The sequence below is a fragment of the Peribacillus sp. P4_D6 genome (assembly GCF_056401795.1).
The window spans coordinates 1-4,424 of sequence record NZ_JBFUIQ010000206.1 but is presented as its reverse complement, the minus strand read 5'-3'; the positions used below and the strand labels follow the sequence as shown (position 1 = coordinate 4,424).

The window sequence follows — 4,424 nt, the reverse complement described above, 5'->3', positions numbered from 1 at the left end:
AGGTACAGGCGATTCGTGATGCATGCAGGAATCTCGACAGCTTCCAGCTTACAGATTGTGAAATTTACACTAGCTGCGAACCATGCCCCATGTGCATCGGTGCTATTTATTGGGCACGTCCAAAAGCCATTTATTACGCATGCACTAAAGAAGACGCTGCAGGTATTGGCTTTGATGATCACTTTATCTATCAAGAACTTGCCCTGCCAATGGAAAACCGCACAATCAAAATGAAACAATTGTCTTTTAATGACCACGATTTACCATTCCGAACATGGGAAACCAATACGGAAAAAGTGAAATATTAACTGGTTTTTATGGCCAAAGGGGTTATGAATATGAAAAAAAACTTGCTTAAAAGGAGAATTGACGTTGCATCAGGAAGAACACCTGCAGATTGCGTCATTAAGAACGGGCAAATCATAGATGTATTCAATGGTGATATCTATACTGGCGACATTGCGATCTCCGATGGTTATTTTGCTGGAATTGGGCATTATGAGGGTACTTCGGAAATCGATGCTTCAGGAAAATTCGTATGCCCTTCCTTCATTGATGGCCATGTTCATATAGAATCATCGATGGTCAGGCCTTATGAACTTGCAAAAATCCTCCTTTTACATGGTGTGACCTGCATCGTTGCAGATCCTCATGAAATTGCCAATGTTTCTGGCAAAAAGGGCATGGAATATATGATTGAACAATCCGATCAACTTCCTTTTGATTTTTACTTCATGATGCCCTCTTGTGTACCTGCTACGGAGTTTGAACATTCTGGTGCTATCTTAAGAAGTGAAGATTTAATTTCCTTTTATCAAAACCCGAGAGTGCTTGGTTTAGCCGAAGTAATGAATTTCCCTGCCGTTTCACATACAGATGAAGATATGCTGCAAAAAATATACGATGCAAACAGACTGGGCAAAAGCATCGATGGTCATGCAGCTGGATTTTCTGAACAACAGCTCGATGTTTATCTAAGTGCAGGCATTAAAACAGATCATGAATGCACTACAGCGGAAGAGGCAAAAGAAAGACTGCGTAAAGGAATGTATCTTATGATCAGGGAAGGCACCGTCGCCAAAGACTTAATTAACCTGATTCCAGTTATTAATGAGAAGAACTCCCGCCGCTGTTTATTCGTCACCGATGACCGGCACCTAGATGATATAGTTTCTGAAGGAAGTATCGATCACAACGTTCGACTTTCCATAGAAACAGGTGTCCCGCCAATTACCGCCATTCAAATGGCGACCATTAATGCAGCAGAATGCTTTGGATTAAAGGAACATGGTGCAATTGCACCTGGATACAAGGCAGACTTCCTACTACTGGATGATCTTGATTCAGTCATCCTCCATTCGGTCTTCAAAGATGGAAAGCTTATGGTACAAAATAATCGATTGCTTAACTATCCAGCTGATGAGAAACAGGTTTTTACCGACGGGTTGAAGCACTCTGTTCAATTTCATGAAATAACCGGAGATGATTTCGCGATACCTTTTAAAAATGAGTTCGCTAATATTATTGAGATAACTCCAAACAGCTTGATTACAAAGCATTCGATTGAACCGGTCACACTTAATCATGATGGTCTATTTCAGTTCTCCGAACATGTTGATCATCTAAAACTTGCTGTTATTGAACGGCATCATATGACCAAACAAGTGGGTCTGGGAATCGTCAAAGGGCTCGGGTTGAAATCAGGAGCCATTGCCACGACAGTAGCCCATGATTCACATAATTTGATCATTGCCGGAACGAATGACCAGGATATGCTTCTGGCAGCTAAGGAAATCAAAAAAATGCAAGGTGGATTGACTGTAATCCAAAATGGGGAAATACTAGCTTCCCTTCCCCTTCCAATAGCTGGATTGATGAGTGAATGCAATTATATGGATGTGGTCCATTCATTGAAGCACATCGATGAAGCCTTATTGAAACTCGGTGCTAACAGGCATTTCAACCCTTTTCTTACACTTGCCTTCTTGGCGCTACCAGTCATCCCTGAAATCAAACTGACGGATCAGGGTTTATTTTCCGTTTCTGAGTTTAGGCATATACCCATCGAAGTTTCAAAGCCAGTCGATTTAAATTAACCCGCTAGGCGGGTTTTTTTCATATCACCCAAAAAAATTCTAAAAGAAAAGGTTCCGACTCAACATAAAATGGGAAAAGGATATATGCGCATCATCTATGTTAAAATAAAAATAAACACAATTCTTTCTTGGAGGAGATAAATATGGCAAAACATAATCAACAGAACATCATTGGATACATAGGCACTTACACAAAAGGAAACAGCGAAGGTATTTACCGATTTACTTTAGATACAGCAGAAGGAAAGCTCAGTACACCGGTACTTGCAGCAGAATTGACCGATCCGACTTATGTCGCCATCAGCCAGGACAAAAAGAATCTCTACGCCATTTTAAAAGAAGCGGGCAGCGGTGGGGTTTCAGCCTATTCGATTAATGAAGATTCAGGTGAGCTTACCTTCTTAGGCAAACAACTTACACCAAATGGCTCTTCCTGCCATATAAGTGTCGACAGCAAGAAACAGGTTTTGGTCACTTCCAGTTATGGAGAAGGCGTGATTGAATCATATCCGCTTAATGACGATGCGACACCTTTGCCTGTATCATCAACTGTTCAACATGAAGGGCATGGACCGAATGAAGAACGTCAGGAAAAAGCACACACTCACTTCGCTGGTTTCACGCCGGATGAAAGGTTCATTGCTGTTGTCGACCTCGGAATAGATAAAGTAATAACCTATAAAATACATAATGGGGTTTTGGAAGAAGTAAACAGCTTATCTGTTGCTCCCGKCAGCGGACCACGGCATCTGACCTTCCACCCAAACGGTAAATTTGCGTATGTCATGGCAGAACTTGTACCAGAAGTGATTGTTTTGAGCTTCGATAGTCAAACCGGTAGTTTTTCTGAATTGCAAACGGTACGGACCGTCCCTGAAGATTTCAAGGAAAATAACCAAGGAAGCGCCATTCATATTTCTGATGACGGGCGATTCATATATGCCGCAAACCGCGGACATGATAGTATTGCCGTTTACGAAATCAATGAAGAAACAGGCAAACTGGCATTCGTGCAGCTGGTTTCCACCGAAGGACATTGGCCGCGTGATTTTTCATTGGACCCTAGCGGAAAATTTCTGATCGCTTCTAATGAACAATCAGGAAACTTGACACTATATGCCCGGAATGAACATGACGGAAAATTAACATTATTGCAAAAGGATGTTCAAGTTCCCTTCCCTGTTTGCGTAAAATTCTTATAATCCATAATAAAAGAGGATTGAAGCTTTCACTGCAGCTTCAATCCTCTTTTTTATGCCCTACTTTAATTCCAATTCCCTGCCATTTCGGGAAAATCTATATACGGGTTACGATTACCCTGCATTTCATGTATAGCGAGGTTTCTATGTTTTTCATAAGTGCTGACGGGAAAAAGCCGATGCCATTCCAAAAGCAGTGCCAGGTCGATATTGCCGCTATCGATGATTCCCTCATATCTGAGTAAAAAATACAAAGTTGCCCTCGCCACGATCCCTTTTCCGTATTCGGGCTCGAATTTACTTTCGTCTGATTTCCCGCAACCCGCTTTTATACCGGCAGCAGACCTTTCAGGGATATAATCCTCAAAATCATGGTATGGATAGTTACTCCGGCTGCTATTACACGTTGGTTCACAGGCGAACAGATGATGCAAATCCCCCCTCATCGGTTCTTTTTTATCGAACCATGATTGAGGTACTACATGTTCACAATTAACGAGAATATTCTCCGAATTTGTTGATTCAATACCTCTTGACAATACTTCCAGTATACGGATATCTTCCTCAATCACTTGTGCAGGATCCATCCCTTTACCGGAATACAGACTTTTCAGCTGGCCATTTTCCTGTAAGTCCACCCATGGGTAAACATGACGATGCGGTGAGTAGTTCAGCTGGTTTTTATGGGTTGCCACAAGTAGGTCCTTCAATCCTTCCCGGTCCAAGGAACCATCTTTGTAGTATGCCAGCTTAAGTTCCTGATCTTTGGTTTCATCATAGTATTCGCGGTTTTCATTAAGGTTGACTAGTGCAGCCATTGCCATTTCCCGTTCTTTTTCAAGTACTTCAAAACTATACTTCATCCACTCATCCCCCCGCTTCTATTAAAAAACCTAACTTTTACCATAATTAAAGTTTAATAGAAATAGACCGAAAAAAAAAGGTGCTTTAGAAGGGTCTAACGAAGAATTTCAATAAAATGGGTAAGGATTTTCGCTGTCATTCCCCAGATTACCCGACCATTATATAAGTAAAAGTACTCTTCCATCTGTTTTGGCTGCCATTTATAATTCTCCCCGCCAACGACTAAATCATGGGGGAAGTTTGCATGCGGTTCCACTTTATATTC

4 protein-coding genes are annotated in these 4,424 nt (G+C 41.5%); 3 read left to right on the top strand and 1 reads right to left on the bottom strand.

Features of this window, described 5'->3' with window-relative positions:
* The 3 genes from AC1DVB_RS25405 to AC1DVB_RS25395 all read left to right on the top strand — a co-directional run.
* On the top strand, window positions 1-308 hold a 308-nt coding region (locus AC1DVB_RS25405; RefSeq protein WP_477591539.1), incomplete at its 5' end, for a nucleoside deaminase.
* Window positions 309-332: 24 nt separating this feature from the next.
* Complete coding sequence (gene ade, locus AC1DVB_RS25400) at window positions 333-2,096, top strand: adenine deaminase (protein WP_477591537.1); 1,764 nt, start codon at window positions 333-335, stop codon at window positions 2,094-2,096.
* Window positions 2,097-2,239: 143 nt separating this feature from the next.
* Window positions 2,240-3,298 (top strand): lactonase family protein, encoded by a 1,059-nt coding sequence (locus AC1DVB_RS25395; RefSeq protein ID WP_477591535.1) that lies wholly within the window; start codon window positions 2,240-2,242, stop codon window positions 3,296-3,298.
* 62 nt (window positions 3,299-3,360) lie between these two features.
* On the opposite strand, the gene AC1DVB_RS25390 is transcribed toward AC1DVB_RS25395, so the two are convergent.
* A complete protein-coding gene (locus AC1DVB_RS25390) occupies window positions 3,361-4,158 on the bottom strand; it encodes an endonuclease I family protein (RefSeq protein WP_454861318.1) in 798 nt (265 codons plus the stop codon).
* Between the last annotated feature and the right edge of the window lie 266 nt (window positions 4,159-4,424).

Excerpts from the sequence above, each read along its gene's own strand:
- ade (WP_477591537.1), top strand. The coding sequence starts at position 333 with ATGAATATGAAAAAAAACTTGCTTAAAAGGAGAATTGACGTTGCATCA.
- AC1DVB_RS25390 (WP_454861318.1), bottom strand. The coding sequence starts at position 4,158 with ATGAAGTATAGTTTTGAAGTACTTGAAAAAGAACGGGAAATGGCAATG.